This is a genomic window from Dinoroseobacter sp. PD6, assembly GCF_028807315.1.
In the GTDB taxonomy this organism is placed as follows: Bacteria; Pseudomonadota; Alphaproteobacteria; order Rhodobacterales; family Rhodobacteraceae; genus Dinoroseobacter; species Dinoroseobacter shibae.
The window spans coordinates 409,372-435,232 of sequence record NZ_JARAMN010000002.1; the positions used below are offsets into that span (position 1 = coordinate 409,372).

General features: G+C 64.9%; 26 protein-coding genes. 24 read left to right on the forward strand and 2 right to left on the reverse strand.

Annotated features, from left to right (window positions below; all coding sequences use genetic code 11):
• From PVW48_RS05325 to PVW48_RS05435, 23 genes are all read left to right on the forward strand, one after another.
• Positions 1-1,212 carry an NADH-quinone oxidoreductase subunit D gene (locus PVW48_RS05325; protein ID WP_203426326.1) on the forward strand — a complete coding sequence of 404 codons (1,212 nt, stop codon included), beginning with the start codon at positions 1-3 and terminating at the stop codon, positions 1,210-1,212.
• Entirely contained in the window at positions 1,209-1,397 is a 189-nt protein-coding gene (locus PVW48_RS05330) for a hypothetical protein (protein ID WP_012177984.1), read from the forward strand. Before PVW48_RS05325 ends, PVW48_RS05330 begins: the two co-directional genes overlap by 4 nt.
• 139 nt (positions 1,398-1,536) lie before the next feature.
• Positions 1,537-1,803, forward strand: coding sequence for a hypothetical protein (locus PVW48_RS05335; RefSeq protein WP_274580586.1), 267 nt, complete (start codon positions 1,537-1,539; stop codon positions 1,801-1,803).
• A complete protein-coding gene (locus PVW48_RS05340) occupies positions 1,803-3,011 on the forward strand; it encodes an NADH-quinone oxidoreductase subunit E (protein ID WP_274580587.1) in 1,209 nt (402 codons plus the stop codon). Before PVW48_RS05335 ends, PVW48_RS05340 begins: the two co-directional genes overlap by 1 nt.
• 29 nt (positions 3,012-3,040) lie before the next feature.
• On the forward strand, positions 3,041-3,760 hold the full coding sequence (locus PVW48_RS05345) for an endonuclease (RefSeq protein WP_274580588.1): 720 nt from the start codon (positions 3,041-3,043) through the stop codon (positions 3,758-3,760).
• Between the two features lie 2 nt (positions 3,761-3,762).
• Entirely contained in the window at positions 3,763-3,993 is a 231-nt protein-coding gene (locus PVW48_RS05350) for a DUF5337 family protein (protein ID WP_274580589.1), read from the forward strand.
• 3 nt (positions 3,994-3,996) lie between these two features.
• Positions 3,997-5,298, forward strand: coding sequence for an NADH-quinone oxidoreductase subunit NuoF (gene nuoF / locus PVW48_RS05355; protein WP_274580590.1), 1,302 nt, complete (start codon positions 3,997-3,999; stop codon positions 5,296-5,298).
• 53 nt (positions 5,299-5,351) lie between these two features.
• On the forward strand, positions 5,352-5,687 hold the full coding sequence (locus tag PVW48_RS05360) for a DUF5333 family protein (protein WP_274580591.1): 336 nt from the start codon (positions 5,352-5,354) through the stop codon (positions 5,685-5,687).
• Entirely contained in the window at positions 5,684-6,145 is a 462-nt protein-coding gene (locus tag PVW48_RS05365; protein WP_274580592.1) for a DUF5333 family protein, read from the forward strand. The genes PVW48_RS05360 and PVW48_RS05365 overlap by 4 nt, the downstream gene beginning before the upstream one ends.
• Positions 6,142-6,660 (forward strand): DUF3291 domain-containing protein, encoded by a 519-nt coding sequence (locus PVW48_RS05370; RefSeq protein WP_274580593.1) that lies wholly within the window; start codon positions 6,142-6,144, stop codon positions 6,658-6,660. The genes PVW48_RS05365 and PVW48_RS05370 overlap by 4 nt, the downstream gene beginning before the upstream one ends.
• A gap of 3 nt (positions 6,661-6,663) precedes the next feature.
• Positions 6,664-8,682, forward strand: coding sequence for an NADH-quinone oxidoreductase subunit NuoG (gene nuoG, locus PVW48_RS05375; protein ID WP_274580594.1), 2,019 nt, complete (start codon positions 6,664-6,666; stop codon positions 8,680-8,682).
• A 273-nt stretch (positions 8,683-8,955) separates the two neighbouring features.
• The gene (gene nuoH, locus PVW48_RS05380; RefSeq protein ID WP_012177993.1) at positions 8,956-9,993 is read left to right on the forward strand and encodes an NADH-quinone oxidoreductase subunit NuoH; all 1,038 of its coding nucleotides are present in this window, start codon (positions 8,956-8,958) and stop codon (positions 9,991-9,993) included.
• A gap of 3 nt (positions 9,994-9,996) precedes the next feature.
• Complete coding sequence (gene nuoI / locus PVW48_RS05385; RefSeq protein WP_012177994.1) at positions 9,997-10,491, forward strand: NADH-quinone oxidoreductase subunit NuoI; 495 nt, start codon at positions 9,997-9,999, stop codon at positions 10,489-10,491.
• Complete coding sequence (locus tag PVW48_RS05390; RefSeq protein ID WP_274580595.1) at positions 10,488-10,901, forward strand: carboxymuconolactone decarboxylase family protein; 414 nt, start codon at positions 10,488-10,490, stop codon at positions 10,899-10,901. Before nuoI ends, PVW48_RS05390 begins: the two co-directional genes overlap by 4 nt.
• 22 nt (positions 10,902-10,923) lie before the next feature.
• Entirely contained in the window at positions 10,924-11,538 is a 615-nt protein-coding gene (locus tag PVW48_RS05395; protein ID WP_012177996.1) for an NADH-quinone oxidoreductase subunit J, read from the forward strand.
• Positions 11,539-11,719: 181 nt separating this feature from the next.
• Positions 11,720-12,214, forward strand: a complete 495-nt coding sequence (locus PVW48_RS05400) for a hypothetical protein (RefSeq protein ID WP_274580596.1) — start codon at positions 11,720-11,722, stop codon at positions 12,212-12,214.
• A gap of 82 nt (positions 12,215-12,296) precedes the next feature.
• A complete protein-coding gene (nuoK, locus tag PVW48_RS05405; protein ID WP_012177998.1) occupies positions 12,297-12,602 on the forward strand; it encodes an NADH-quinone oxidoreductase subunit NuoK in 306 nt (101 codons plus the stop codon).
• Positions 12,603-12,606: 4 nt separating this feature from the next.
• Positions 12,607-14,664: an NADH-quinone oxidoreductase subunit L gene (gene nuoL, locus PVW48_RS05410; RefSeq protein ID WP_274580597.1), complete on the forward strand. Its 2,058-nt coding sequence runs from the start codon at positions 12,607-12,609 to the stop codon at positions 14,662-14,664.
• Positions 14,664-16,211, forward strand: coding sequence for an NADH-quinone oxidoreductase subunit M (locus PVW48_RS05415; protein ID WP_012178000.1), 1,548 nt, complete (start codon positions 14,664-14,666; stop codon positions 16,209-16,211). Before nuoL ends, PVW48_RS05415 begins: the two co-directional genes overlap by 1 nt.
• Before the next feature lie 10 nt (positions 16,212-16,221).
• Positions 16,222-17,661, forward strand: a complete 1,440-nt coding sequence (gene nuoN, locus PVW48_RS05420) for an NADH-quinone oxidoreductase subunit NuoN (protein WP_274580598.1) — start codon at positions 16,222-16,224, stop codon at positions 17,659-17,661.
• Positions 17,651-18,406: a biotin--[acetyl-CoA-carboxylase] ligase gene (locus tag PVW48_RS05425; RefSeq protein ID WP_274580599.1), complete on the forward strand. Its 756-nt coding sequence runs from the start codon at positions 17,651-17,653 to the stop codon at positions 18,404-18,406. Before nuoN ends, PVW48_RS05425 begins: the two co-directional genes overlap by 11 nt.
• Before the next feature lie 20 nt (positions 18,407-18,426).
• Complete coding sequence (locus PVW48_RS05430; protein ID WP_274580600.1) at positions 18,427-19,197, forward strand: type III pantothenate kinase; 771 nt, start codon at positions 18,427-18,429, stop codon at positions 19,195-19,197.
• Entirely contained in the window at positions 19,194-20,867 is a 1,674-nt protein-coding gene (locus PVW48_RS05435; RefSeq protein WP_274580601.1) for a ribonuclease J, read from the forward strand. The genes PVW48_RS05430 and PVW48_RS05435 overlap by 4 nt, the downstream gene beginning before the upstream one ends.
• A gap of 88 nt (positions 20,868-20,955) precedes the next feature.
• Here the strand turns inward: PVW48_RS05435 and PVW48_RS05440 are convergent, their stop codons facing one another.
• Positions 20,956-22,437 (reverse strand): DEAD/DEAH box helicase, encoded by a 1,482-nt coding sequence (locus PVW48_RS05440; protein WP_274580602.1) that lies wholly within the window; start codon positions 22,435-22,437, stop codon positions 20,956-20,958.
• Positions 22,438-22,767: 330 nt separating this feature from the next.
• A complete protein-coding gene (locus PVW48_RS05445; RefSeq protein ID WP_274580604.1) occupies positions 22,768-24,306 on the reverse strand; it encodes a tetratricopeptide repeat protein in 1,539 nt (512 codons plus the stop codon).
• A 402-nt stretch (positions 24,307-24,708) separates the two neighbouring features.
• On the opposite strand from PVW48_RS05445, the gene PVW48_RS05450 reads away from it, so the two are divergent.
• Complete coding sequence (locus PVW48_RS05450) at positions 24,709-25,788, forward strand: VPLPA-CTERM sorting domain-containing protein (RefSeq protein WP_274580606.1); 1,080 nt, start codon at positions 24,709-24,711, stop codon at positions 25,786-25,788.
• The last annotated feature ends 73 nt before the right edge of the window (positions 25,789-25,861 follow it).

The following is a 25,861-nucleotide window of genomic DNA, read 5'->3' on the forward strand; positions in this document are numbered from 1 at the left end:
ATGGACGGCACGAATTTCGACGATGCCCTCACGGGCGAGCAGAAGATCCGCAACTTCAACATCAACTTCGGGCCTCAGCACCCGGCGGCCCACGGGGTGCTGCGGCTGGTGCTGGAGCTGGACGGCGAGATCGTGGAGCGGTGCGATCCCCATATCGGGCTTCTGCACCGCGGCACCGAAAAGCTGATGGAGAGCCGCACCTACCTGCAGAACCTGCCCTATTTCGACCGGCTCGACTACGTCGCCCCGATGAACCAGGAGCACGCCTGGTGCCTGGCCATCGAGAAGCTGACCGGCACGGTCGTGCCCCGGCGCGGCTCCCTGATCCGGGTGCTCTATTGCGAGATCGGGCGCATCCTGAACCATCTGCTGAACATCACCACGCAAGCGATGGACGTGGGCGCGCTGACCCCGCCGCTCTGGGGCTTCGAGGAGCGCGAGAAGCTCATGGTGTTCTACGAGCGGGCCTGCGGCGCGCGGCTTCACGCGGCCTATTTCCGGCCCGGTGGCGTGCACCAGGACCTGCCGCCGGACCTGCTGGACGATATCGAGGCCTGGAGCCACGAATTCCCGTCCGTCATGGACGATATCGACGGGCTTCTCACGGAAAACCGGATCTTCAAGCAGCGCAATTGCGACATTGGCGTGGTCACCGAGGAGGAGATCCTCGAATGGGGCTATTCCGGCGTGATGGTGCGCGGCTCGGGCCTGGCCTGGGATCTGCGCCGCGCGCAGCCCTATGAATGCTACGACGAGTTCGACTTCCAGATCCCCGTGGGCAAGAACGGCGACTGCTACGATCGCTATCTCGTGCGGATGCAGGAGATGCGCGAGAGCCTCAAGATCATCCAGCAGGCCATCGTCAAGCTGCGCGAGACCAAGGGCGACGTGCTGGCGCGCGGCAAGCTGACCCCACCGTCGCGGGCGGACATGAAGACCTCGATGGAGGCGCTGATCCATCACTTCAAGCTCTATACCGAGGGGTTCCACGTGCCCGCGGGTGAGGTCTATGCCGCGGTCGAGGCGCCCAAGGGCGAGTTCGGCGTGTTCCTGAAATCCGATGGCACCAACAGGCCCTACCGCGCCAAGATCCGCGCGCCCGGGTATCTGCACCTGCAATCGATGGACCATGTGGCCAAGGGTCACCAGCTGGCGGACGTGGCCGCGATCATCGGCACCATGGACGTGGTTTTCGGGGAGATCGATCGATGAGCATGATGGTTGCACAGGTTGTGCTCGGCGTATCGCTGATCGGGATCTGCGTCGGGCTGGTCGTCGGTGTGATGGGCGCGCTCAACCACCAGCGGGGCCGGCTGGTTCTGGGCGGCGCCCTGACCGTGATCGGCACCATCGCGCTGTTCGTCGCCATGGGCAGCTTCGGGTCGGCGGCGGTGTGACCGCACCCGCCCCGGGAAACGAGAGAATGAAAGAAACGACCATGTGCCTGCCTTCGATCACCGCCCCTGTCGGGCCCGCCGCCTGCAAGGTGGGTGCGCAGCGCGCCCCGCGTGGGGCGCTGTGCCGGGGAGATCGCGGATGATGTGGATCGCGGTCGGGTTCGGGGCGGTTTTCGGTCTGTCCTTCTGGGCAAGTGCCGCGGCGGGGAAGGCATCACGTTCGTCCCTGCTGGGCATGATCGTCGGACTGATCGCCCTTGCGGGCCTGCTGATCGCCTATCTGGCCGGTTTGGCCATCTGGCTGCGCGCCGAATTGCGCAGCTTTATCGAGACGTATTTACCGCAACTGGTCGAGCGGCTTCTGCTGATCCTCGAACAGGTTGCGCCACTGAGGGAAACGATCTGATGCTGCGTCGTCTTCACGCCGAACAACCCGCGGATTTCGCGTTCACGCCCGAGAATGAGGCCTGGGCGCTGACGCAGATGACCAGGTTTCCCGAGGGGCGACAGGCCAGCGCGATCATTCCGATCCTGTGGCGCGCGCAGGAACAGGAAGGCTGGCTCAGCAAACCCGCCATCGAATACGTCGCGGACATGCTGGACATGCCCTATATCCGGGCGCTGGAAGTGGCGACATTCTACTTCATGTTCCAGCTGCAACCCGTTGGATCCGTGGCGCATATCCAGATTTGCGGCACGACCTCCTGCATGATCTGCGGGGCGGAGGACCTGGTCGCGGTCTGCAAGGAGAAGATCGCGCCGCGCGCCCATCAGCTGAGCGCCGATGGCAAGTTCTCCTGGGAAGAGGTCGAGTGTCTCGGTTCCTGTGCCAACGCGCCCATGGCCCAGATCGGCAAGGATTACTACGAGGACCTGACTGTGGAGAGCTTCTCGGCGCTGCTGGACCGGATGGCTGCGGGCGAGGTGCCCGTGCCCGGCCCGCAGAATGGCCGCTACACCTCGGAGCCTGCGGGCGGGTTGACAAGCCTGACCGAGTACGAGGCCGGCAAGGATCCCTATAACGCCTCCGCGCGTTTGGCGGTGGACCTGGGCGATACGCTCAAGCGGATTGATGGCTCCGAAGTGCCGCTGACGGCGCCCTGGCTCGGCAAGGACGCCGCGCTGCCCAAGCCCGCGAACCGCCAGGACGCCCCGGTGGCGGAGGCCAAATCCGTTGCGGCCGAGGCCGCGCCCGACCCGGCGGTCGCGCCCGCAGAGACCCCTGCCGAGGCGCCCAAGGTCACGCCGACCGCCGTTCTGCCTGGGCAGGCCGAGTTGGCCACGCGCAAGGGCAACTGGAAGTACGGGGCCGCCGCCCCGCAGCAGGGCGCCAAGCCCAAGATGCTGGAGAGCGCCCGCGCGGGCGGTGCGGACGATCTCAAGAAGATCAAGGGCGTGGGCCCCAAGCTCGAGACCTTGCTGAACAGCATGGGGATTTATCATTTCGACCAGATCGCGGCCTGGTCCGACGCCGAACTCGCCTGGGTCGACGAGAACCTCGAGGGGTTCAAGGGACGGGCGTCGCGGGACGAGTGGGTCGCACAGGCGAAAACCCTTGCGTCGGGAGGAGAGACAGAATTTTCTTCCCGCGTTACAAAGGGTGACGTTTACTGAAAGCGTCTTGATTTAGGGGGAGAACCGGTATGGCAACACAACGCAAAGACATGACCTGCACGATCACGTGCTGGGGGATTGGTGTCCTGTTGGGCATCATGACCACGGTTGGTTTGATGGTCGTGGGGTGGTCGTTCCTGCAAGGGGCGTTCATGGGCGTGCTCGCGTGGCTGATCGTGGGCGGCGTGCTGGCGGTTGCCGTATGTGGCGAGACCGGTCGGCCCAAAGACAACGCCGAGCAGATCCGGGCCGAGATGGCTGCGGCGCGCGAACGCGTGCAGGGCGCAACGCCCGGGATCACGCCCAAGCCCGCCCCCTCCGTGCCGGCGGATGTGCGCTCCAAGGTGCAACCGAGTGCGGCGCTGGCCGGGGAGGCCGAGTTGGCCGGTCGCAAGGGCAGCTGGAGCTATGACAGCGGGGCAGGCCATGCCAGCGGTGCCGGGCATGACGCTGGCACGGACGCGGCCAAGCCTGCGACCCTGACGGCCGCGCGCGATGGCAAGGCGGACGACCTCAAGAAGATCAAGGGCGTCGGTCCCAAGCTCGAAGAAATGCTGCACTCGATGGGGTTCTACCATTTCGACCAGGTCGCTAGCTGGTCGGAGCAGGAGTTGGCCTGGGTCGACGAGAACCTCGAAGGTTTCAAGGGCCGGGCGTCGCGCGATGAATGGGTGGCGCAAGCCAAGCTGCTCGCCCAGGGCGGCGAGACCGAGTTCTCCAAGCGGGTCGATGGGGGCGATGTCTATTGACCATGCCCCAGCGCCCCGATCCCCAGGAGCAGGCCCGCGTGATGCAGGCCCGCACCGCCGCCATCGTGGTGGCGGCGACCATGGTGTTGTGGCTCGGGGCGCAATTTGCAGGGGGACAGATGGGCCTGCCGGTCCGTTTCGTCTTCCTGTTCGATTTTGCCGCACTGGCAGCGTTCTTCTGGGCGCTGGTGGTGGGGTTCAGACTCTGGCGGGCACGCCAGGCGAAGGAGTGAGAGATGCTGCAAGATCAGGACCGGATCTTTACCAATATCTACGGGATGCATGACCGCACTCTGGCCGGAGCCCGCAAGCGCGGGCACTGGGACGGGACCGACAAGCTGATCCAGATGGGCCGTGACGACATCGTCAAGATCATGAAGGACAGTGGTCTGCGCGGGCGGGGCGGCGCGGGCTTCCCCACGGGGCTCAAGTGGTCCTTCATGCCCAAGGAAAGCGACGGGCGGCCCCATTACCTGGTGGTGAATGCCGACGAATCCGAGCCGGGCACCTGCAAGGACCGGGAGATCATGCGCCATGATCCTCACACGTTGATCGAGGGCTGCCTGATCGCGTCCTTCGCGATGGGGGCCCATGCCAGCTACATCTATATCCGCGGCGAGTATATCCGCGAGCGCGAGGCGCTGCAGGCGGCGATCGACGAGGCCTACGAGGCGGGGCTTCTGGGCAAGAACGCCGCCGGCTCCGGCTGGGATTTCGACCTCTACCTGACCCACGGGGCGGGCGCCTATATCTGCGGCGAGGAAACCGCTCTGATCGAGAGCCTGGAGGGCAAGAAGGGCATGCCGCGCATGAAGCCGCCCTTCCCGGCGGGCGCGGGGCTCTATGGCTGCCCGACCACGGTCAACAACGTGGAATCCATCGCCGTTGTGCCGACGATCCTGCGCCGCGGGGCCGAGTGGTTCGCGCAGTTCGGGCGCCCCAACAACGCGGGCACCAAGCTCTTCGCGATCTCGGGCCATGTGAACCAGCCCTGCGTGGTCGAGGAGGCCATGAGCATCTCGTTCGAAGAGTTGATCGACAAACATTGCGGCGGCATTCGCGGCGGCTGGGACAACCTCAAGGCGGTGATCCCGGGCGGCTCATCCGTGCCGTGCGTGCGCGGCGAGAACATGCGCGACGCGATCATGGATTTCGACTACCTGCGGGGCGAGCTGGGCTCCGGCCTCGGCACGGCGGCGGTGATCGTGATGGATCAGTCCACCGACATCATCAAGGCGATCTGGCGGCTGGCGAAGTTCTACAAGCACGAAAGCTGCGGCCAGTGCACGCCCTGCCGTGAAGGCACGGGCTGGATGATGCGCGTGATGGACCGGCTGGTGCGCGGTGAGGCGGAGGTCGAGGAGATCGACATGCTGTTCGACGTCACCAAGCAGGTCGAGGGCCACACGATCTGCGCGCTCGGCGATGCGGCGGCCTGGCCGATCCAGGGCCTGATCCGCAACTTCCGCGACGAGATCGAGGACCGGATCAAGGCGCAGAAGACCGGGCGCGTTTCGGCGGCCTTGGCAGCCGAGTGATCCGCGCCGCCGTCATATCGCTCCTCCTGGCTGGCCCCGCGTTCAGCCAGGAGTTGAGGCCCGCGCCGGACTACTATACCGACGCGGTCTTTGCCGTGACCATGGCCGAGGCGCTGGCCACCGGCTGCGCCACCGTGGGCGTCGATATCGGCGCGGTGTCGGAGCAGATGACCCGGCTGGAGGCCCAGCTGTCCGAGGACGGGTTCGACACGGCCACGCCGTTCGAGCAGATGCTGGATCCCAGCGCGGTGTTCGATGCGATGGGGCGGGCGTTTCTGGCCAAGCACCCGATCGAGGGGCAGGGGACGGAGGCGGTCTGCAACGCCGCCAGCGCCGAGATCGCGGACGAGACCCTGATCGGGTCGCTGCTGCTGGAGGCGCCGCGATGAGGGGCGCTGGTGCAGTTGCGGTGCTGGGGCTGTTGATGGGCTGCACGGCCCCGGTCTCCACGGGGACGCCCGTGGCACCGGCCACGGCGGAGACCGAGACACCCAACCGGGCGGCGCTGCCGACAGAATTGCCGCCGGAGCTTTATGCCCTGGCCTTCGACCTGACCATGGCGCGGACCCTGGCGACGGAATGCGGCGGCGGGGTTTCGGTGAACGAGGGGCTGACCGACACCATCCTGCAGGAAGCGACGCGCGATCTGTCGGTGCAGGGCTATACGTCGGCGGATATCCAGCGCGTGCGCGAGACCCTGCCCGAGGCCCGGGTCGCCGCGGACCGCGCGGCCTATTACCAGAGCAACGCGATCACGCCGGACAACCCCGACAGCTTCTGCGCCGCCGCGCGGCGGGAGGCTGCGGCCCGCACCGGCATCGGCCGCTTCCTGGCGGTGGGCGCATGAGCGCGGCGCAGACATACGCGCCCGCCGGGCATCACCTGGCGCAGCTCAATGTCGGGCGGCTGGTGGCCGAGACGGACGATCCGCGCGTGGCGGAGTTCATGGAGAATCTCGACCGCATCAACGGCCTGGGCAAGCGCATGCCCGGGTTCGTGTGGATGATGGAAGGCTCTGGCGCGCCGGACACCGGCAACACGGATGCCAAGATCGAGGGCGATCCGCGCTACGTGTCCAACCTGACCGTCTGGGAGGACGTGGCGAGCCTGGAGACCTTCGTCTGGGGCACGATCCACAAGCAGTTCTATGCGCGTCGCGCCGAGTGGTTCGAGGCCCTTGGCGAGATGCATTTCGTGATGTGGTGGGTCCCCGCGGGCCACCGCCCGAGCCTCGACGAGGCTTTGGCGCGGCTTGCGCATCTCGAGACCCACGGAGACAGCGACCACGCCTTCGGCTGGTCATATCTGAAAGAGGCGCGCCTGTGGAAGGACCACAGCTGCGCGCCCGTAGCGGCGGAGTAACCGATGTCTGATCTGCGCAAAGTCGTCATCGACGGGATCGAAGTGGAAGTGGACGGGGCGATGACCCTGATCCAGGCCTGCGAGGAAGCGGGGATCGAAATCCCGCGGTTTTGCTATCACGAGCGGCTGAGCATCGCCGGCAACTGCCGGATGTGCCTGGTCGAGGTGGTGGGCGGGCCGCCCAAGCCCGCGGCCTCCTGCGCGATGCAGGTGCGCGATCTGCGGCCAGGGCCCGAGGGCCAGCCGCCGGTTGTGAAGACCAACTCGCCCATGGTCAAGAAGGCCCGCGAGGGGGTGATGGAGTTCCTTCTCATCAATCACCCGCTGGATTGCCCGATCTGCGACCAGGGCGGCGAGTGCGACCTGCAGGACCAGGCGATGGCCTATGGCGTCGATTTCAGCCGCTTCCGCGAGCCCAAGCGCGCGGTCGAGGACCTCGACCTCGGGCCGCTGGTGGGCACGCATATGACGCGCTGCATCTCCTGCACCCGCTGCGTGCGCTTCACCACCGAGGTGGCGGGGATCACCCAGATGGGCCAGACCGGCCGGGGCGAGGATGCCGAGATCACGAGTTACCTCAACCAGACGCTCGACAGCAATTTGCAGGGCAATATCATAGACTTGTGCCCGGTGGGTGCACTTGTCTCGAAACCCTACGCCTTCACCGCGCGCCCCTGGGAGCTGACCAAGACCGAGACCATCGACGTGATGGACGCGCTCGGCTCGAGCATCCGCGTGGACACCAAGGGGCGCGAAGTCATGCGCATCCTGCCGCGCAACCATGACGGCGTGAACGAGGAATGGATTTCCGACAAGACCCGCTTCATCTGGGACGGGTTGCGGCGGCAGCGGTTGGACAAGCCCTATATCCGCGAGAACGGCAAGCTGCGTCCCGCGTCCTGGCCAGAGGCGCTCTCGGCGGCGGCCACGGCCATGAAGGGCAAGGCGCTCGCCGGGATCGTGGGCGACCTGGCCCCGGTCGAGGCGGCCTATGCGCTCAGGCAGTTGATCGAGGGGCAGGGCGGTGTGGTCGAATGCCGGACCGATGGCGCCAGGCTACCCGCGGGCAACCGCTCCGGCTATGTCGGGACCGCTGCGATCGAGGAGATCGACACGGCCGAGATGATCCTGCTGGTGGGCACCAACCCCCGCGTCGAGGCGCCGGTGCTCAACGCGCGCATCCGCAAGGCCTGGGCGGGCGGTGCGGATGTAGGTCTGATCGGTCAAGCCGTTGATCTGACCTACGATTACGCCCATATGGGCACGGATCGCGCGGCGCTGGCGGCCCTGGTCGACAAGGGGGTCTCCGACGAAACCCGCGAGAAGGACAGCCTGATCATCGTCGGGCAGGGCGCGTTGAACGAGGCCGATGGCGCTGCCGTTCTGGGCCATGTCATGGCCTTCGCCGAGGCGAACAATTCGAAACTGCTGGTGCTGCACACCGCCGCCGGGCGCGTGGGCGCGATGGATGCGGGCTGCACCGCTGAGAACGGCATGGACGACGTGTCGAAGGCAGAGGTGGTCTACAACCTCGGCGCCGACGAGGTCGAGATCGCGCCGGGGCCCTTCGTGATCTACCAGGGCTCCCACGGGGATCGCGGCGCGCACCGGGCCGACGTGATCCTGCCGGGGGCGGCCTATACCGAGGAACCGGGGCTCTTCGTGAACACCGAAGGGCGTCCGCAACTGGCGCTGCGCGCCAATTTCGCACCGGGCGAGGCCAAGGAGAACTGGGCGATCCTGCGCGCGCTCTCGGCGGAACTGGGTGCTACGCTGCCCTATGACAGCCTCGCGCAACTGCGCCAGGCGCTGGTCAAGGATGTCCCGCACCTGGCAGAGGTGGACGCGGTGCCGCAAAACGAATGGCAGCCGCTGCCCAGGGGCACGCTCGGCAAGGCCGATTTCCGCGGTGTGATCGGCGATTTCTACCTGACCAACCCGATCGCCCGCGCCAGTGCGCTGATGGGCGAGTTGAGTGCCGCCGCCAAGGCCCGCGGCAGCACGGCGATGGCCGCAGAATAACAGCCGGGGCCGGGGAATTCCCGGCCCCGCGCCCTGCGGATTGCGTTTGTGATCACAGGGAAATCCCTCTCGGTTCGCATGTGCGCGACAAGAGCGCACAACCCGCGGCTCGGAGGTGGCAAAGGCAGCCGGGATGCGGTTTACACCGGTATACCGGCGCCAGAGCGCGACACCGGATCGGACCACCACTTGACCGGCCCGATCCGCGAAAAAGACCAGGCATCAGGCGGGAGCCCCGACCCCGTCCGTACCAAGAGGGCGATGTGAGGAAACATGGCTGATTTCTTTTCGACAGGACCGGGCATCGCCGTGCTCATCATCGCCCAATGCCTCGCGGTACTGGGGTTCGTGATGGTCTCGCTGCTGTTTCTCGTCTACGGCGACCGCAAGATCTGGGCGGCGGTGCAGATGCGCCGGGGCCCGAACGTTGTGGGCGCCTTCGGCCTGTTGCAGACCGTGGCGGATGCCCTGAAATACGTGGTCAAGGAAGTGGTCGTGCCCGCCGGGGCCGACAAGCCGGTCTTCATGCTGGCGCCCATGACCTCCTTCGTGCTGGCGATGATTGCCTGGGCGGTGATCCCATTCAACGACGGCTGGGTTCTGGCCGATATCAACGTCGCGATCCTCTATGTCTTCGCCGTCTCCTCGCTGGAGGTCTACGGCGTGATCATGGGGGGCTGGGCGTCGAACTCCAAATACCCGTTCCTGGGCTCCTTGCGCTCGGCCGCACAGATGATCTCCTACGAGGTGTCGATCGGCCTGATCATCATCGGCGTGATCCTGTCTACCGGGTCGATGAATTTCAGCGCGATCGTGGCCGCCCAGGATGGCGATTTCGGCTTCTTCAGCTGGTACTGGCTGCCACACCTTCCCATGGTGTTCCTGTTCTTCATCTCGGCGCTGGCCGAGACGAACCGCCCGCCCTTCGACCTGCCGGAGGCGGAATCCGAGCTCGTGGCGGGCTACCAGGTGGAATATTCCTCGACGCCGTTCCTGCTCTTCATGGCCGGGGAATACATCGCGATCTTCCTGATGTGCGCGCTGATCACCCTGCTGTTCTTCGGTGGCTGGCTGTCGCCGATCCCGTTCCTGCCGGACGGCCCGATCTGGATGGTGGGCAAGATGGCGTTCTTCTTCTTCCTCTTCGCGATGGTCAAGGCCATCGTGCCCCGGTACCGCTACGACCAGCTCATGCGTCTGGGGTGGAAAGTGTTCCTCCCCTTCAGCCTGGCCTGGGTCGTGTTCGTGGCATTCGCCGCACAATTCGAACTCTTCGGCGGGGCCTATGCCCGCTGGGCAATCGGAGGCTGACACATGGCACAGATGGACTACACCCGCGCGGCCAAGTACTTCCTGCTGTTCGACTTCTTTGCAGGCTTCAAGCTCGGTCTGAAGTACTTCTTCAAGCCCAAGGCAACCCTCGCCTATCCGCATGAAAAGGGCCCGCTCTCCCCGCGGTTCCGGGGCGAGCACGCCTTGCGGCGCTATCCCAACGGGGAAGAGCGCTGCATCGCCTGCAAGCTGTGCGAGGCGATCTGCCCGGCCCAGGCCATCACCATCGACGCCGAGCCGCGCGATGACGGCTCACGCCGGACCACGCGGTATGACATCGACATGACCAAGTGCATCTATTGCGGCTTTTGCCAGGAAGCCTGCCCGGTGGATGCCATCGTCGAGGGGCCGAATTTCGAATTCGCTACCGAGACCCGCGAAGAGCTTTTCTACGACAAGGAGAAGCTGCTGGATAACGGCGAACGCTGGGAGGCCGAGATTGCCCGCAACCTCGAACTGGACGCGCCGTACAGATGAGTGATCATAACGCCAACCCCTTCGCCATGCTGATGGAACAGAGCCAGGCCTGGGCGAAATCCATGAACCCCGCGCTGGAGCATTTCACCCCTAAGGGGTTCGAGAAGCTCTGGCCGACCGTGCCCGCTGAGGTCATGGAAGCCATGATGGGCCAGACCTTCAATCCCGGCGGGCTCGATGCCAAGACGCGGCTGCTGCTCACGCTCGGCGGGCTGACGGTGCACGGCGCGCAGGCCGAGGCGCAGATCCGCATGACCGTGCGCCATGCGGTCGAGGCGGGGGCGACGAAACAGGAGATCGCCGAGACCATCGGCCAGATGGCCATGTTCAGCGGCATCCCCGCCATGACCAAGGCCATGGAACTGGCCACCGAAGTGCTCGAAGAGGCCGGCGAGGAGCGGAGCGAATGACAGTCGCAACGGAGGGGCGCACATGACAGTCGCCGACATCACCTTCTATCTTTTCGCGATCACCGTGGTGACGGCGGGGCTTTTCGTGACGCTGGCGCGCAACCCGGTCCATTCGGTGCTCTGGCTGATCCTGGCGTTCCTGTCCTCGGCGGGGCTCTTCGTGCTCCTGGGGGCGGAATTTGTCGCGATGCTGCTGATCATCGTCTATGTGGGGGCGGTCGCGGTGCTGTTCCTGTTCGTGGTGATGATGCTCGACGTGGATTTCGCCGAACTGAAGGCCGAAATGGCCAGCTATATCCCCATGGCCGCGCTGATCGGGATCGTCCTGCTGATGCAACTGGCCATGGTGTTCGGCAACTGGACCTTCTCCGAGGAGGCGCTTGCCCAGCGTGGGGCGGTGACGCCGGACCTCAACGAGGTGCAGAACACCGCCGCCCTCGGGCTGCTGATCTATGACGATTACATCCTTCTCTTCCAGGCCTCCGGGCTGATCCTGCTGGTGGCGATGATCGGGGCGATCGTGCTGACCCTGCGCCACCGCGTGGGCATCAAGCGCCAGAACGTGGTCGCCCAGATGCAGCGCGACCCGGCCAAGGCGATGGAGTTGAAGGACGTGAAGCCGGGGCAGGGGCTCTAGCCCTGGCCTGATCGGGGCGCCGGTCCATGTCGGCGCTCCATGAAACGACCATAAAGAAGACGGAGCCAAAAGGCTCCGGAGGGACATGATGGACGGTGACCTTGTTGCAATTCTGGTGGCGATTGCCGTCGGCGTGCTGGCGTCTTTCGGGTATTTCAACCGGAAGAAGCGCTGAACGCCTATGACGCGCGTGTCGCAATACCTGACTTTGGCCGCTGGCTCGGCGGTTGTGCTGCTGGCTGCGGCGAAATCCGCTGCCGCGCCGGACCTGAACGCGTGCACGCGGACCACCCATATCTCCCATGGCGGAGAGGACGGGCATCGCGACCTGAGCGCGGGCCGGGTCATGTACCGGGTCTGGTGGTCCCAGGAGGGCACCTACAGCGACTATGTCGTGGCCGAATGCGCCACGGGGCGCGCGCTGGTCACCCGCGCCGCGGAGGAACGCATGCGCGCGCGCCTGCCCTTCGACCGCACCCCGGCGGTCACCCGGGTGCTGGAGCGTCACGCGCAGCGCGATCCGATCTTCTTCGACCTCGACCGGCTGGCCGACGACCTCGCGCATACCGGGCGGGACACGCGGATCGAGATGCCGCAGGCCGAACCCTGCGCCTGTGCCGCGGTCTATCCGCAGGCCGGCGCCGCGTGGACCCCATATGCGGAGACCGCGCAATGAGTTTTGAACACTGGATGCAGGCGGCCCGCGGGACGGGCCAGCGGACCGGGGCGCCAGCCGCCCGAGGGACGGGAGTAGGCACATGATCGGACTGGAACATTATCTGACGGTGGCCGCCGCGCTGTTCGTCATCGGCATCTTCGGGATTTTCCTGAACCGCAAGAACGTGATCGTCATTCTGATGTCGATCGAGCTGATGCTGCTGGCGGTGAACATCAACCTGGTTGCCTTCTCGGCCTTCCTCGGGGATCTGGTGGGGCAGGTCTTCACCCTGTTCGTTCTGACCGTCGCCGCCGCGGAGGCCGCCATCGGCCTCGCCATCCTCGTCTGCTTCTTCCGCAACCGCGGAACGATCGCGGTCGAAGACGTCTCGAACATGAAGGGCTGAGACCATGGAATCGATTATCCTCTTTGCCCCCCTGGTCGGCGCGCTGATCTGCGGCTTCGGCTGGAAGTTCATCGGCGAGAAGGCCGCGCTCTTGGTCTCGACGGGCTTCGTGTTCCTCGCCGCATTCCTGAGCTGGTTCGTCTTCCTGACCTTCGACGGCACCACCGAGCAGATCCAGGTCCTGCGCTGGATCGAGAGCGGGTCGCTCGCCGCCGACTGGGCGATCCGGATGGACCGGCTGACGGCGATCATGCTGATCGTGGTCAACACGGTCTCGGCGCTCGTGCATCTCTATTCCTTCGGCTACATGGACCACGACCCCCAGTGGCGCGAGGGCGAGACCTACAAGCCGCGTTTCTTCGCGTATCTGAGCTTCTTCACTTTCGCGATGCTGATGCTCGTGACCTCCGACAACCTGGTGCAGATGTTCTTCGGTTGGGAAGGGGTGGGCGTGGCCTCGTATCTCCTGATCGGGTTCTACTGGCGCAAGCCGTCGGCGGGGGCCGCGGCCATGAAGGCCTTCATCGTCAACCGGGTGGGGGATTTCGGCTTCCTTCTGGGCATCTTCGCCCTGTTCTACCTGACCGACAGCGTGAATCTCACGGACATCTTCGCCGCCGCGCCCGAGCTGGCCGAGACCCAGATCAGCTTTCTGTGGACCGACTGGAACGCCGCGAACCTGATCGCCTTCCTGCTCTTCATCGGGGCGATGGGAAAATCGGCGCAGCTTTTCCTGCACACCTGGCTGCCGGACGCGATGGAAGGCCCGACGCCCGTGTCGGCGCTGATCCACGCCGCGACCATGGTGACCGCGGGCGTGTTCCTCGTGTGCCGGATGTCCCCGGTGATGGAGTTCGCGCCCCAAGCCATGACCTTCGTGACCTTCGTGGGGGCCACCACCGCCTTTTTCGCCGCGACCGTGGGCCTGGTGCAGAACGACATCAAGCGCGTGATCGCCTATTCGACCTGTTCGCAGCTGGGCTACATGTTCGTGGCCGCGGGCGTGGGGGCCTATCCGGTGGCGATGTTCCACCTGTTCACCCACGCGTTCTTCAAGGCGATGCTGTTCCTGGGCGCGGGCTCGGTCATCCATGCCATGCACCACGAGCAGGACATGCGCAACTACGGCGGTCTGCGCAAGAAGATCCCCTATACCTTCTGGGCGATGATGATCGGCACCCTTGCCATCACCGGCGTCGGCATCCCGCTGACGGGTTGGATCGGCTTCGCGGGCTTTGCCTCCAAGGACGCGGTGATCGAGAGCGCCTTTGCCGGGACGAACGCGGCGCATATGTACGCCTTCTGGATGCTGGTGATCGCCGCGCTGATGACCAGCTTCTACAGCTGGCGGCTGATGTTCATGACCTTCTACGGCACGCCGCGCGGCGACAAGCACACCCACGAGCACGCCCATGAAAGCCCCAAGGTCATGCTGATCCCGCTGGGCGTTCTGGCGCTGGGGTCGGTCTTCGCCGGGGCGATCTGGTATGGCAGCTTCTTCGGCCACACCGACCAGGTCGCAAAGTTCTACGGCATTCCCTATGCCGAGGAGCAGAGCGAGGAGGCCCATGCCGACGACGGGCATCACTATGTCTATGTGGGCCAGCCCGGTGAGGGCGCGGTCTACATGGCGCCCGAGAACACGGTCATGGCCGATGCCCATGACGTGCCGAAATGGGTGAAGGTCAGCCCCTTCGTGGCGATGCTGATCGGGCTGGGCCTGAGCTACCTGTTCTACATCCGCAAGCCGAGCCTGCCGGGCACCTTCGCCGAGACGCTCTGGCCGGTCTACAACTTCATCTACAACAAGTGGTATTTCGACGAGATCTATGACGCGGTCTTCGTGAAGCCTTCCAAGGCGATCGGGCGGTTCCTCTGGACCAAGGGGGACGGGGCGACCATCGACGGCGGCATCAACGGGCTCGCGATGGGGATCATTCCGTTCTTCACGCGGCTCGCGGGCCGGGCGCAGTCGGGCTACCTCTTCCACTATGCCTTCGCCATGGTGCTGGGCATCACGATCCTGGTCACCTGGATGATGATCGGGGGCGGAGCAGAGTAATGGACAACCTCCTTTCCATCATCACCTTCATTCCTGCGGTCGCGGCCCTGATCCTGGCGCTGTTCCTGCGCGGCGATGACGAGGCCGCGCGGCGCAACGCCAAGTGGCTGGCGCTGATCGCGACCTCGGTGACCTTCATCCTGTCGCTCTTCCTGCTGGCCGGGTTCGACCCGCAGGACACCGGCTTCCAGTTCGTCGAGGAACGCCCCTGGGTGCTCGGGCTGACCTACAAGATGGGGGTGGACGGCATCTCGATCCTGTTCGTGATGCTGACCACCTTCCTGATGCCGATCACCATCGCGTCGTGCTGGACGGTGGAGACGCGGGTCAAGGAATACATGATCGCCTTCCTGGTGCTCGAGACGCTGATGATCGGCGTGTTCACCGCGCTGGATCTCGTGCTGTTCTACCTGTTCTTCGAGGCCGGGCTGATCCCGATGTTCCTGATCATCGGGATCTGGGGCGGGGCGAACCGGATCTATGCCAGCTTCAAGTTCTTCCTCTATACCTTCCTCGGCTCGGTCCTGATGCTGGTGGCGATGGTCGCGATGTATGTGGATGCGGGCACGACGGATATCCCGACGCTGCTGACCCACCAGTTCGGCACGACCACGATCGAGGTGCTGGGCATCCACATCCTCGGCGGGATGCAGGTGCTGCTGTGGCTGGCCTTCTTCGCCAGTTTCGCGGTGAAGATGCCCATGTGGCCGGTCCATACCTGGCTGCCGGACGCCCACGTGCAGGCGCCGACCGCGGGCTCCGTGGTGCTGGCGGCGATCCTGCTGAAAATGGGGGGCTACGGTTTCCTGCGCTTCTCGCTGCCGATGTTCCCGGTGGCCTCCGACATCATGGCGCCGCTGGTGCTGTGGCTGTCGGCCATCGCGATCGTCTACACCTCGCTCGTGGCCCTGGTGCAGACCGACATGAAGAAGCTGATCGCCTATTCCTCGGTCGCCCATATGGGCTTCGTGACCATGGGGATCTTCGCGGCGAACCAGCAGGGCGTCGACGGGGCGATCTTCCAGATGATCAGCCACGGCTTCATCTCCGGCGCGCTGTTTCTCTGCGTCGGCGTGATCTACGACCGGATGCACACCCGCGAGATCGACGCCTATGGCGGCCTCGTGAACCGGATGCCGGCCTATGCGCTCGTGTTCATGCTCTTCACCATGGCCAATGTCGGTCTGCCGGGCACCTCGGGCTTCGTGGGCGAATTCCTGACCCTTGTGGGCGTCTTCCAGGTCAATACCTGGGTGGCCTTTGTCGCGGCCACCGGCGTCATCCTGTCGGCGGGCTATGCGCTCTGGCTCTACCGCCGGGTGGTGTTCGGCGACCTGATCAAGGAAAGCCTGAAGACGATCAACGACATGACCCTGCGGGAGCGGGCGATCTTCGCGCCGCTGATCGTGATGACGCTCCTGCTGGGCGTCTATCCGAGCCTTGTGACCGACATCATCGGCCCCTCCGTCGAGGGGATGCTGACCCAATACACCGCGCAGGTGGCGGCCTTCGTGCCCGACACCATGGTCGCCGGCACCGCGCACTGAGGACTGAGCCATGATTTCCCAAGATATCGCGATCGTGATGCCCGAAATTGCCCTGGCGATCTTCGCCATGGCCGGGCTGATGTACGGCGTCTACACGGGCAAGGACCGCACGGCGCCCCTGCTGGTCTGGCTGACCGCGGCCGTGTTCGTCGGGCTGGCCTTCTGGATCGGCATCTCAGCAGAGGGCGACCGCGTCGCCTTCGGGGGCATGTTCGTCGATGACAGTTTCGCGCGCTTCGCCAAGATCACCATCCTTCTGTCGGCCGCCGCGATCCTGGTGATGAGCCTCGATCACATGTCCAAGCTGGGCATCCTGAAATTCGAATACCCCATCCTGATCGCGCTTGCGGTTGTGGGCATGATGATGATGGTCTCCGCGGGCGACCTGATGGCGCTCTACATGGGGCTGGAGCTGCAATCGCTCGCCCTCTACGTGGTCGCCTCGCTGCACCGGGACGACACGCGCTCCACCGAAGCCGGCCTGAAATACTTCGTCCTGGGCGCGCTCAGTTCGGGCATGCTGCTCTATGGTGCGTCGCTGACCTATGGCTACGCGGGCACGACGCTCTTCTCGGGGATCATCACCACGGCGACCGAGGGCGAGATCTCCATGGGGCTGCTCTTCGGTCTCGTCTTCCTGACCGCGGGCCTTGCGTTCAAGGTCTCCGCCGCGCCCTTCCACATGTGGACGCCGGATGTCTACGAAGGCTCGCCCACGCCGGTTACCGCACTCTTTGCCACCGCACCCAAGGTCGCGGCCATGGCGCTCTTTGCGCGCGTGGTCCATGACGCCTTCGGCAACGCGATCGGCGACTGGCAGCAGATCGTCGCCTTCCTCGCGGTGCTGTCGATGTTCCTGGGCTCCATCGCGGCGATCGGCCAGACCGACATCAAGCGGCTGATGGCCTACTCCTCCATAGCCCATATGGGTTTTGCGCTGATGGGGCTGGCCGCGGGCACGGTCGGGGGGGTGCAGGCGATGCTGATCTACATGGCGATCTATGTGACCATGAATATCGGCACCTTCGCCTTCATCCTGTCGATGGAGAAGGACGGGGTCGCCGTGACAGAGATCGCGTCGCTCAACCAGTTCGCCAGCCGGGAGCCGACCAAGGCCATGGCGCTGCTGCTGCTGATGTTTAGCCTGGCGGGCATCCCGCCGCTGCTGGGCTTTTTCGGCAAGTATACCGTGCTGCTGGCCGCGGTGGACGGGGGCCTGACCTGGCTTGCCATCGCCGGGGTCATGGCCTCGGTGATCGGCGCGTTCTACTACCTGCGCATCGTCTACTACATGTATTTCGGCAAGGCCGACGACGCGCTGGAAGGCAGCATGCCGATGGTCCAATACGGCTTTCTCATGGCGTCCGCCGTGATCATGCTGGTGGGGATCGTCAATTTCTTCGGGGTCGAAGGCATGGCGCTGGCCGCGGCGGAATCGCTTGTCCGCTGACCTGCGCTGGCCCGACGGGGTCGCGAAACGCGTCCTGGGGGAGGTCGACAGCACCAATGCCGAGGCCGCAAGGATCGCCGCCTCCCTGACCGGCCCGACCTGGATCCTCGGCCTGCGCCAGACGGCGGCCCGGGGCCGCCGGGGTCGCGCCTGGGCCAATCCCGAGGGCAATTTCGCCGCCACCCTCGTGATGCGCCCGTTCGAGACCACCGATCAGGTTGCGCTCCGGTCCTTCGTGGCCGCGCTTGCGCTGATGGATGCACTGATCCTCGCCACGGGACGGCCTGAATCCGTATCTCTGAAATGGCCCAATGACGTGTTGCTGAATGGCGGCAAGGTGGCGGGCATCCTGCTCGAATCCATGGGCACTCAAGGCAACCTTACCCTCGCCATCGGGATCGGCGTCAACCTGATCGCCGCTCCGCCCGCCGACAGCGTGGAGCCCGGCGCGCTGCCGCCTGTGTCTCTGGCGGGCGAGACCGGGATCGAGATCGGACCCGAAGACTTCCTCGACTTGCTCGCCCCCGCCTATGCCCGGCGCGAGGCCAGCTTCACCACCTACGGCTTTGCCCCCATCCGCACCGCCTGGCTCGATGCGGCCGCCCATCTCGGCGCCCCGATCCGCGCCCGCACCATGACCGAGGAGGTCCACGGCACCTTCGACGGGCTCGCCGAGGACGGCGCGCTGATCCTCACCACCGCCTCCGGCCGGCGCACCCTCCCGGCGGCAGACGTGTTTTTCTGAGAAACGAGAGGAGCAGTCCAATGCTTCTGGCCATCGACTGCGGCAACACCAACACCGTCTTCGCCATCCATGACGGCACCGACTTCGTGGCGGTCTGGCGCACCGCGACCGAGCACCAGCGCACCGCCGATCAGTACTATGTCTGGCTGCAAAGCCTGATGCAGATGCAGAAGATCGAGGTGGAGATCACCGAGGTCATCATCTCGTCGACCGTGCCGCGGGTGGTGTTCAACCTGCGCGTGCTGTGCGACCGCTACTTCAACTGCCGCCCGCTGGTGGTGGGCAAGCCCGGCTGTGCGCTGCCGGTGGATGTGCGCGTCGATGCGGGCACCCAGGTGGGCCCCGACCGGCTGGTCAACACCGTGGCCGGTTTCACCCAGTTCGGCGGCGACCTGATCGTGGTGGATTTCGGCACCGCCACCACCTTCGACGTGGTCGATGTGGACGGTGCCTATGTCGGTGGGGTGATCGCGCCGGGCGTGAATCTCAGCCTGGAGGCGCTGCACAACGCCGCAGCCGCCTTGCCCCATGTGGATATCTCCATGCCCGACACGGTCGTGGGCACGAACACCGTCGCCTGCATGCAATCGGGCGTCTTCTGGGGCTATGTGGGTCTCGTGCGCGAGATCTGCGCCCAGATCAAGGCCGAGCGCGCCCGCCCCATGCGCGTGATTTCCACCGGGGGACTGGCGCCATTGTTCTCCCAGGGCGCGGAACTGTTTGACGCCTGGGTGGATGATCTGACAATGCAGGGGCTCGTGACGATAAACAGTTATAACAGAGAGGCATGATGGCAGAGCGGTTGATCTATCTTCCCCTGGGCGGCGCGGGGGAGATTGGCATGAATGCCTATGTCTACGGCTACGGTCCCGAGGGGCGCGAGCGGTATATCCTCGTCGATCTCGGCGTGGCGTTTCCGGACATGGACACCACCCCGGGCGTGGACCTGATCACGGCGGATGTGTCGTGGCTGGCCGAGCGCGCCGACCGGCTGGAGGCGATCTTCGTCACCCACGCCCACGAGGACCATGTGGGCGGCGTGAGCTTGCTGCATGGGCGGCTCAAGGCGCCGGTCTATGCGCGCGCCTTCACCGGCAACATCGCGCGCCGGAAGATGGAGGAAAAGGGCCTCGATCCCGACGAGGTGCGTATCGTCGGCGCCTGGCCGGAGGTGGTCGAGGCGGGACCCTTCAAGGTCTCCTACCTGCCGGTCTCCCATTCGATCCCCGAGGCCGCGGGCCTCGTGATCGACAGCCCGGCGGGCCGGGTGATCCATACCGGCGATTTCAAGCTCGACCCGACGCCCATCGTGGGCGAGCCCTTCGATCCCGACCTGTGGCGCGAGGTGTCGAAGGACGGGGTGCTGGCCCTGGTCTGCGACAGCACCAATGTCTTCTCGCCCAAGCCCGGCCGGTCCGAGGCCGATGTGGCACCCGAGCTGAAACCGCTGGTGGCCGAGGCCAAGGGCATGGTGGTGGCCACGACCTTCGCGTCGAACATCGCCCGCCTGCGCTCTCTGGCCGAGGCGGGCCGGGAGGCCGGGCGCTCCGTCGTCCTGCTGGGCCGCGCGATGAAGCGCATGGTCACCGCCGGGGTCGAAAGCGGCGTGCTGACGGATTTCCCGCCCACGATCCCGCCCGAGGCCGCGGGTGACATCCCGCGCGACAACCTGATGCTGATCGTCACCGGCAGCCAGGGGGAACGCCGCGCCGCCTCCGCCCAGCTTGCGCGCGGCAAGTATCTCGGCTTCGAGCTGACCGAAGGCGATCTCTTCGTCTTCTCCTCCAAGACCATTCCCGGCAATGAAAAGGGCGTCGCCCGGATCATGAACGCGCTCAGCGAGAAGGGCGTGGACCTCGTGGATGACGAGGGCGGGCGCTACCATGTCTCGGGGCATGCCAACCGGCCCGACCTGCTGGAAATCCACAAGCTGGTGAACCCGAAGATGGTCGTGCCCATGCATGGCGAACACCGCCACCTGCGCGCCCATGCGCGCCTGGCCGAGGCCCAGGGCCGGCGCGGCATCCTCGCGCCCAATGGCGCCATGGTCGTGCTCAGCGGCAACAAGCCCGGCGTGGTGGAACATGTCGAGACGGGCCGCACCTATCTCGACGGCTCGCTGCTGGTGGGGGCGTTCGACGGGGTGGTGCGCGACCGGCTCAAGATGGCGCTCAACGGCCATGTGGTCGTGGCGGTGATCATCGACGAGGGTGACGACCCGATCGAAGACGCCTGGGCCGAACTGCGCGGCCTGCCCGAGATCGGCCAGAGCAAGGCCGACATGCAGGAGCTGGTGGAATACGAGGTGGGCCAGGTGTTGACCCGTGCCAACCGCAAGACCCTCGACGATGACGGGCGGCTGGAAGAGGCCGTGACCCGCGCCGTGCGCCAGGTCTGCGTGACCGAACTGGGCCGCCGACCGGAAGTCAGCGTCCTGATCTCACGTCTGATGGCCGAATAGGGGCAGGGGCGGTTTGACCGCCCGTCCGCGCCGGGGTCGATCCCCGGCGGGGACGGCGCCCCGTCTCGGGGCGGCCGTCGCGCAGGGCTCAGGTCGTGGAGCGTTCCGAGAAGCTGCGCAGCAGGAAATCGGGCACGTGATCGCCCAGGCCCACCTGTTTGGGCCCGGTGTCGCGCGCGCGCCCCTTGCGTCCGCGCTGCGGCGTCTCGGTCTTGCGGGCCGCGGGCAGCACTGCGTCCGGGATCGGCGCCTCCTCGGCCTCCGCCACGGCGGTCTCCGCCTGGGCCGCCACGGGGGCCTGCTCCGGCGCGTCGGCCTTCGCGGGCTCCGGCTTGGTCCGCCTGCGGCTGCGCCGCTCCCGCTTCTCGGGCTCCGGGCGCTCTTCGTCCTTGGACCGGCCGCCCTGCGGGGCCGAAATCCCCGGCGCCTCGATCCGCGGGATCTCCAGCTTCACCAGGTCCTCGATCGCCGCCAGCAGCTTGTCATCCGCCGGCACCGCCAGCATCAGCGTTGTGCCCTTGCGCCCGGCGCGCCCCGTGCGCCCGATCCGGTGGACATAATCCTCCGCGTGGCTGGGCACGTCGAAATTGAACACATGGCTCACGTTCGGAATATCCAGCCCGCGCGCCGCCACGTCCGAGGCCACAAGGAATTTCAGCGTCCCGTCGCGGAACTGGTCCAGGGTCTTGGTCCGCTGGCTCTGCTCCAGGTCGCCATGGATCGGGGCGGCGTCATAGCCATGCTTGATCAGCGACTTCGCCACCACGTCCACATCCATCTTGCGGTTGCAGAAGATGATCGCGTTCCGGCACCCATCGCCCTCCCGCTCGATCAGCGCCCGCAGCATCTCGCGCTTCTCCTTGAAGGCGGTCGCCCGGTCCCGGCGGGACGGTTTGAACTGCACCAGACCCTGGGTGATCGTCTCCGAGGTCGTGGATTGCCGCGCCACCTCGACCCGCGCGGGGTTGCTGAGGAAGGTGTTGGTGATCCGCTCGATCTCCGGCGCCATGGTGGCCGAGAAGAACAGAGTCTGGCGGGTGAACGGCGTCAGCTGAAAGATCTTCTCGATATCGGGGATGAACCCCATGTCCAGCATCCGGTCGGCCTCGTCGACCACCATCACCTTCACATCCGTCAGGATCAGCTTGCCGCGCTCGAAATGATCCAGCAGCCGACCCGGCGTGGCGATCAGAACATCGACCCCCTTGTCGATCAGCAGGTCCTGTTCCTTGAACGACACGCCGCCGATCAGCAGCGCCTTGGTCAGCTTGGTGTGCTTGGCATAGATGTCGAAGTTCTCTGCCACCTGCGCGGCCAGTTCGCGCGTAGGCGCCAGAACCAGGCTCCGCGGCATCCGCGCCCGGGCGCGGCCCTTGCGCAGCATCGTGATCATCGGCAGCGTGAAGCTCGCCGTCTTGCCGGTCCCGGTCTGGGCGATCCCCAGAACGTCGCGGCCTTCCAGGGCGGGCGGGATCGCCTCGGCCTGGATCGGGGTGGGGGTGTCGTACCCGGCTTCGGATATGGCTTTGAGAACCTTCGGATCGAGGTTCAGGTCGGAAAATTTTGTCATGTACGTCCATTGGTTACGGCATCGGGCCGTAGGGTGTTAGGACGCGTGCTCTGTGCGTCCTGCGAGCGGTTATCCACAAGGATGTCCGCGTCATACCCGAATTAGATATTCCGGTCAAACGCTGCGCCGCCGCGGTCGCGGATAGGGTGAGCATGGCACGGGTGCTGCGAAAGTCTCCGGGTCAGTAACCCGAACGTCAGAAGCTGATGGAGTTCTCGATCGATTTTCCGACCGAACCGACAACGCAGACCGGCTTGCCGTCAAACTCGCCTGCCGCCCGCGACCTTCTTCATGTTCGCGCCACCGGCCAGGTCCGATGGCCTTCAGAGGTCATTCCGCGAGCAGCTTCCGAGCATCTTCTGCTCCTCTGAATTCAGCATCAAGTGCAAGAGCTTTTTCGATGAGGATGCGGCCTGCTTCGGCCTCTTCGGCTTCAATCAGAACCTGCCCGTGCCGGAAGAGTTGGATCGGATCATCGGAAGCTTCTGGCGCCAGAGAGTCGTAGAGCGCGAGGGCGGCCTCTGTGTTGCCGGCGGAAAATTCTGCCCAGGCGAGTGTCCTGTTTACCGCGATGTTTTCGGACGCTGTCCGATGAGCCAGCCGTGCAAGCTCCAATGCCCTGTCTGGGGCACGGTCAAACAAGAGGTTTGCCAGATTGTTGGCGGCAAGCCAGTTTGCTGGATCAAGCTCCAGTGCAGTATCATACGAGGTGATCGCGCTATCGACCCGCTCGAGCCTCTCGAGGACGAGTGCATGCCAGATGTGGTCGACGGCAGAGGCGCCGGGCTGGCTTGAAAGCACTCTTGCCGCGGACAGGGCCGCCTCAAAATCATTCAGGCGATAAGAGGCCCTGAGGAGTCCAGAGTGGAACCCCATGATATCAGGCCACCTTTTGGCGCCTGCCGCGAAAACTTCGGCAGCCCGGGCGTAGTCGCGCGTGACTCCGTACAGACTGGCGAGTTCAAAGGGCACTTGCGGATCATCCGGAAAGATCTCACGCGCGCCGCGCAATGTTTCTTCTGCCGCTGCAAACTCGGTTGCATTCAACTGGGCGCGCGCCTTTAGCAGATACTGGGTCGCATTCTCGGGGGCGATACGGATCGCCTGATCGAAATAGGCCGTCGCGGCTTCATTGTTTCCAGAAAGGAATTCAACTCGCCCGAGTGCAATTTTGACCTGGGGGTTTTCGGGATTTGAGGCCTCGAACCTCTTTAGGGTCTCCCGTGCGGCGGAAAGATCGTCCAGTGCCACCTGGAGGCGCGCGGTATTCAACGCGAAGGTGATATCCGAAGGGTTCGTTGCTAGAGCAGATTGATAGACGGTGATCGCTTCGTCCGCTTTGCCCCCAGCCTCTAACATCGCCCCGAGCCCCTCGACCCCGCGCAGATCGTCCGGATTAATCTCGACAGCGCGACGATACGCGGCCTCGGCATCGTCAAACCGACCCAGCCCGCGCAGCACATCTCCCTTGATGACCAACGGGTCCGAGTTGTTCTTGTAACGCGCTGCCGCGGCGTCTAGGGCGTGAAGCGCACCGGAAGTGGACCCGTTTTTCACGCGGGCCATTCCCAACATGTGCCAGCCTTGTGGCGCGTCTGGTGCCTTTTCTGTCAGGCTGAGGGCTGCAGCCTCTGCGTCCTCGTACCGCTCCTCCCGCAAGGCGCTGGAGGCGTCTTTGAAAAGTTGGAGAAGCTCCGGATCCTTGAAGGCGTCAAGTTGCAGACTGCGCAGGATGCTACTCTGTTCCCGCTCCCTGGTCAGATCGTCAATCTGTAATGACCGGGCAAAGGCATCCTGCAATGAAAGCACGCCAATCAGCGTGCAGATCGTTATTGGAAACAATACCTTTGAAAGCCAGGAACCGAACATCTTGAGAGGCCTCGACAACTACAAAATTTGCCTGCCATTCTAGGTTCATCGCTGTGTCGCGTCCATGTCTGTTTTCCAAGGTTTTTCTCTATTCTTGCCGCTCAACGCTGGCTCCTGCGAGGGTGTTCGGAGACGGTCGAGCGCCGTTAATAAAGGTAAAAACTCTTTTAACTAAAGAGAAGTTGATGCATTGTGATCTTGGCGTCGATGTTGGTCGCCGGAGTGATGTGGGTAAATTTGATGTACTTTATTGAGCTTCGGACTCGGCTGAGGCGCATTACGTAACTACCGGTAGTATCTGGTCCTGTACCTTCTTTAGGAGGAAATCTTATGACTTTTCAACGCACTTGGCTGATGTCAGCCGGTATCGGTGCAGTCACAATTTGCCTCGGATCTGTCGCCATGGCCGACAGCATCGATCCGGCGACCTTCAGCGCCGAGCTGGCCGTGGGCGAGTCGGTAACCCTTCGCAAAACCGTGACTGTGTCTGACGCCCCGCCGACAGCCGCAAAAATTGACGTTCACTTTCTTTTCGACACGTCCGGCAGCATGGGCGGGGAAATTGCCGCAGCGCAAGCCGCAGCGGATGACCTCCTTGCCGAACTCGCGGCCTTCGGCGATGTCGCCTCCAGCGTCGGCGTCTATTCCGAGGCAGCACGGCTCGCCCCGGCTGGCACGGTCCCCGGCCGCGTGATCAACTCCGCTCTGACCACGGATGTGGTTGCCGGCGCAGCCGCGATCGGTGCCGTGACCCTGAGTGACCCCGATAACGGTGGCGATGGCCCAGAAAACGGCACGACTGCTGCGGAACTCGTGGCGGAAAACGTCGAGTGGCGCGATGGCTCCACCCGCTTCGTGTTCATGTTCGGCGATGCGGGATTCAAGACCAGCGATTTGGGCGAAGTCGAGTTCGGAATGGACTTCGACGATCTCGACAATGTCGATCTCAATCCGATCTCGACCGTTGCCGACGCGGTGAGCGCGCTGGACGCCGAAGGCATCGAACTCTTCGGCCTGTCCTATGGCAGCAGCTTCACCGCGGCCATCGAGGCCCTCGGCGGCGAAGCCTTCGCAAGCACGCTCGACCCGGCCGACATCGTGGACGACATCACGTCCGGGATCATTGCGGGCTTCTCCGAGTACGGCACGGTGACCGTCGATGATCTGGGCGGTGGCGATCCGCTGATCTCGGTCAGCACCGTCTGTGTGTCAGCAGATAGCGGCTCCTGCGTCGGGTCCGACGCCGTTGGTATGTTCGACCGTTCGGTCGAGCGGTCGTTCGAATTCGACGTGACCTTCACGCGCGATGCCGAAGGCCTTGCCGAGTTCGAAACCTTCGCTCTGGTCGACGGTGGCATTGTGGCAACGGAGAAGGACACCTTCACCGAGCCGAGCGCGATTCCGCTGCCGGCCGGTGCATGGCTGATGCTGGCCGGTCTGGGTGGCCTCGCCGCCACGCGCCGCCGCAAGAAAGCTGCCTGAGCGCAGCACGGACTGTGGAAACAGGAAAGAGCCGCGGCAACGCGGCTCTTTTTTTGTGCGGTGTGATGCGCGC

Coding starts and splice junctions, on each gene's coding strand:
- PVW48_RS05350 (WP_274580589.1), top strand. CDS start 3,763: ATGCCCCAGCGCCCCGATCCCCAGGAGCAGGCCCGCGTGATGCAGGCC.
- PVW48_RS05340 (WP_274580587.1), top strand. CDS start 1,803: ATGCTGCGTCGTCTTCACGCCGAACAACCCGCGGATTTCGCGTTCACG.
- PVW48_RS05365 (WP_274580592.1), top strand. CDS start 5,684: ATGAGGGGCGCTGGTGCAGTTGCGGTGCTGGGGCTGTTGATGGGCTGC.
- nuoI (WP_012177994.1), top strand. CDS start 9,997: ATGGCACAGATGGACTACACCCGCGCGGCCAAGTACTTCCTGCTGTTC.
- PVW48_RS05445 (WP_274580604.1), bottom strand. CDS start 24,306: ATGTTCGGTTCCTGGCTTTCAAAGGTATTGTTTCCAATAACGATCTGC.
- PVW48_RS05450 (WP_274580606.1), top strand. CDS start 24,709: ATGGCCGACAGCATCGATCCGGCGACCTTCAGCGCCGAGCTGGCCGTG.
- PVW48_RS05345 (WP_274580588.1), top strand. CDS start 3,041: ATGGCAACACAACGCAAAGACATGACCTGCACGATCACGTGCTGGGGG.
- nuoL (WP_274580597.1), top strand. CDS start 12,607: ATGGAATCGATTATCCTCTTTGCCCCCCTGGTCGGCGCGCTGATCTGC.
- PVW48_RS05440 (WP_274580602.1), bottom strand. CDS start 22,437: ATGACAAAATTTTCCGACCTGAACCTCGATCCGAAGGTTCTCAAAGCC.
- PVW48_RS05395 (WP_012177996.1), top strand. CDS start 10,924: ATGACAGTCGCCGACATCACCTTCTATCTTTTCGCGATCACCGTGGTG.
- PVW48_RS05430 (WP_274580600.1), top strand. CDS start 18,427: ATGCTTCTGGCCATCGACTGCGGCAACACCAACACCGTCTTCGCCATC.
- nuoG (WP_274580594.1), top strand. CDS start 6,664: ATGTCTGATCTGCGCAAAGTCGTCATCGACGGGATCGAAGTGGAAGTG.
- nuoN (WP_274580598.1), top strand. CDS start 16,222: ATGATTTCCCAAGATATCGCGATCGTGATGCCCGAAATTGCCCTGGCG.
- PVW48_RS05370 (WP_274580593.1), top strand. CDS start 6,142: ATGAGCGCGGCGCAGACATACGCGCCCGCCGGGCATCACCTGGCGCAG.
- PVW48_RS05435 (WP_274580601.1), top strand. CDS start 19,194: ATGATGGCAGAGCGGTTGATCTATCTTCCCCTGGGCGGCGCGGGGGAG.
- PVW48_RS05325 (WP_203426326.1), top strand. CDS start 1: ATGGACGGCACGAATTTCGACGATGCCCTCACGGGCGAGCAGAAGATC.
- PVW48_RS05335 (WP_274580586.1), top strand. CDS start 1,537: ATGATGTGGATCGCGGTCGGGTTCGGGGCGGTTTTCGGTCTGTCCTTC.
- nuoH (WP_012177993.1), top strand. CDS start 8,956: ATGGCTGATTTCTTTTCGACAGGACCGGGCATCGCCGTGCTCATCATC.
- nuoK (WP_012177998.1), top strand. CDS start 12,297: ATGATCGGACTGGAACATTATCTGACGGTGGCCGCCGCGCTGTTCGTC.
- PVW48_RS05400 (WP_274580596.1), top strand. CDS start 11,720: ATGACGCGCGTGTCGCAATACCTGACTTTGGCCGCTGGCTCGGCGGTT.
- PVW48_RS05330 (WP_012177984.1), top strand. CDS start 1,209: ATGAGCATGATGGTTGCACAGGTTGTGCTCGGCGTATCGCTGATCGGG.
- PVW48_RS05415 (WP_012178000.1), top strand. CDS start 14,664: ATGGACAACCTCCTTTCCATCATCACCTTCATTCCTGCGGTCGCGGCC.
- PVW48_RS05390 (WP_274580595.1), top strand. CDS start 10,488: ATGAGTGATCATAACGCCAACCCCTTCGCCATGCTGATGGAACAGAGC.
- nuoF (WP_274580590.1), top strand. CDS start 3,997: ATGCTGCAAGATCAGGACCGGATCTTTACCAATATCTACGGGATGCAT.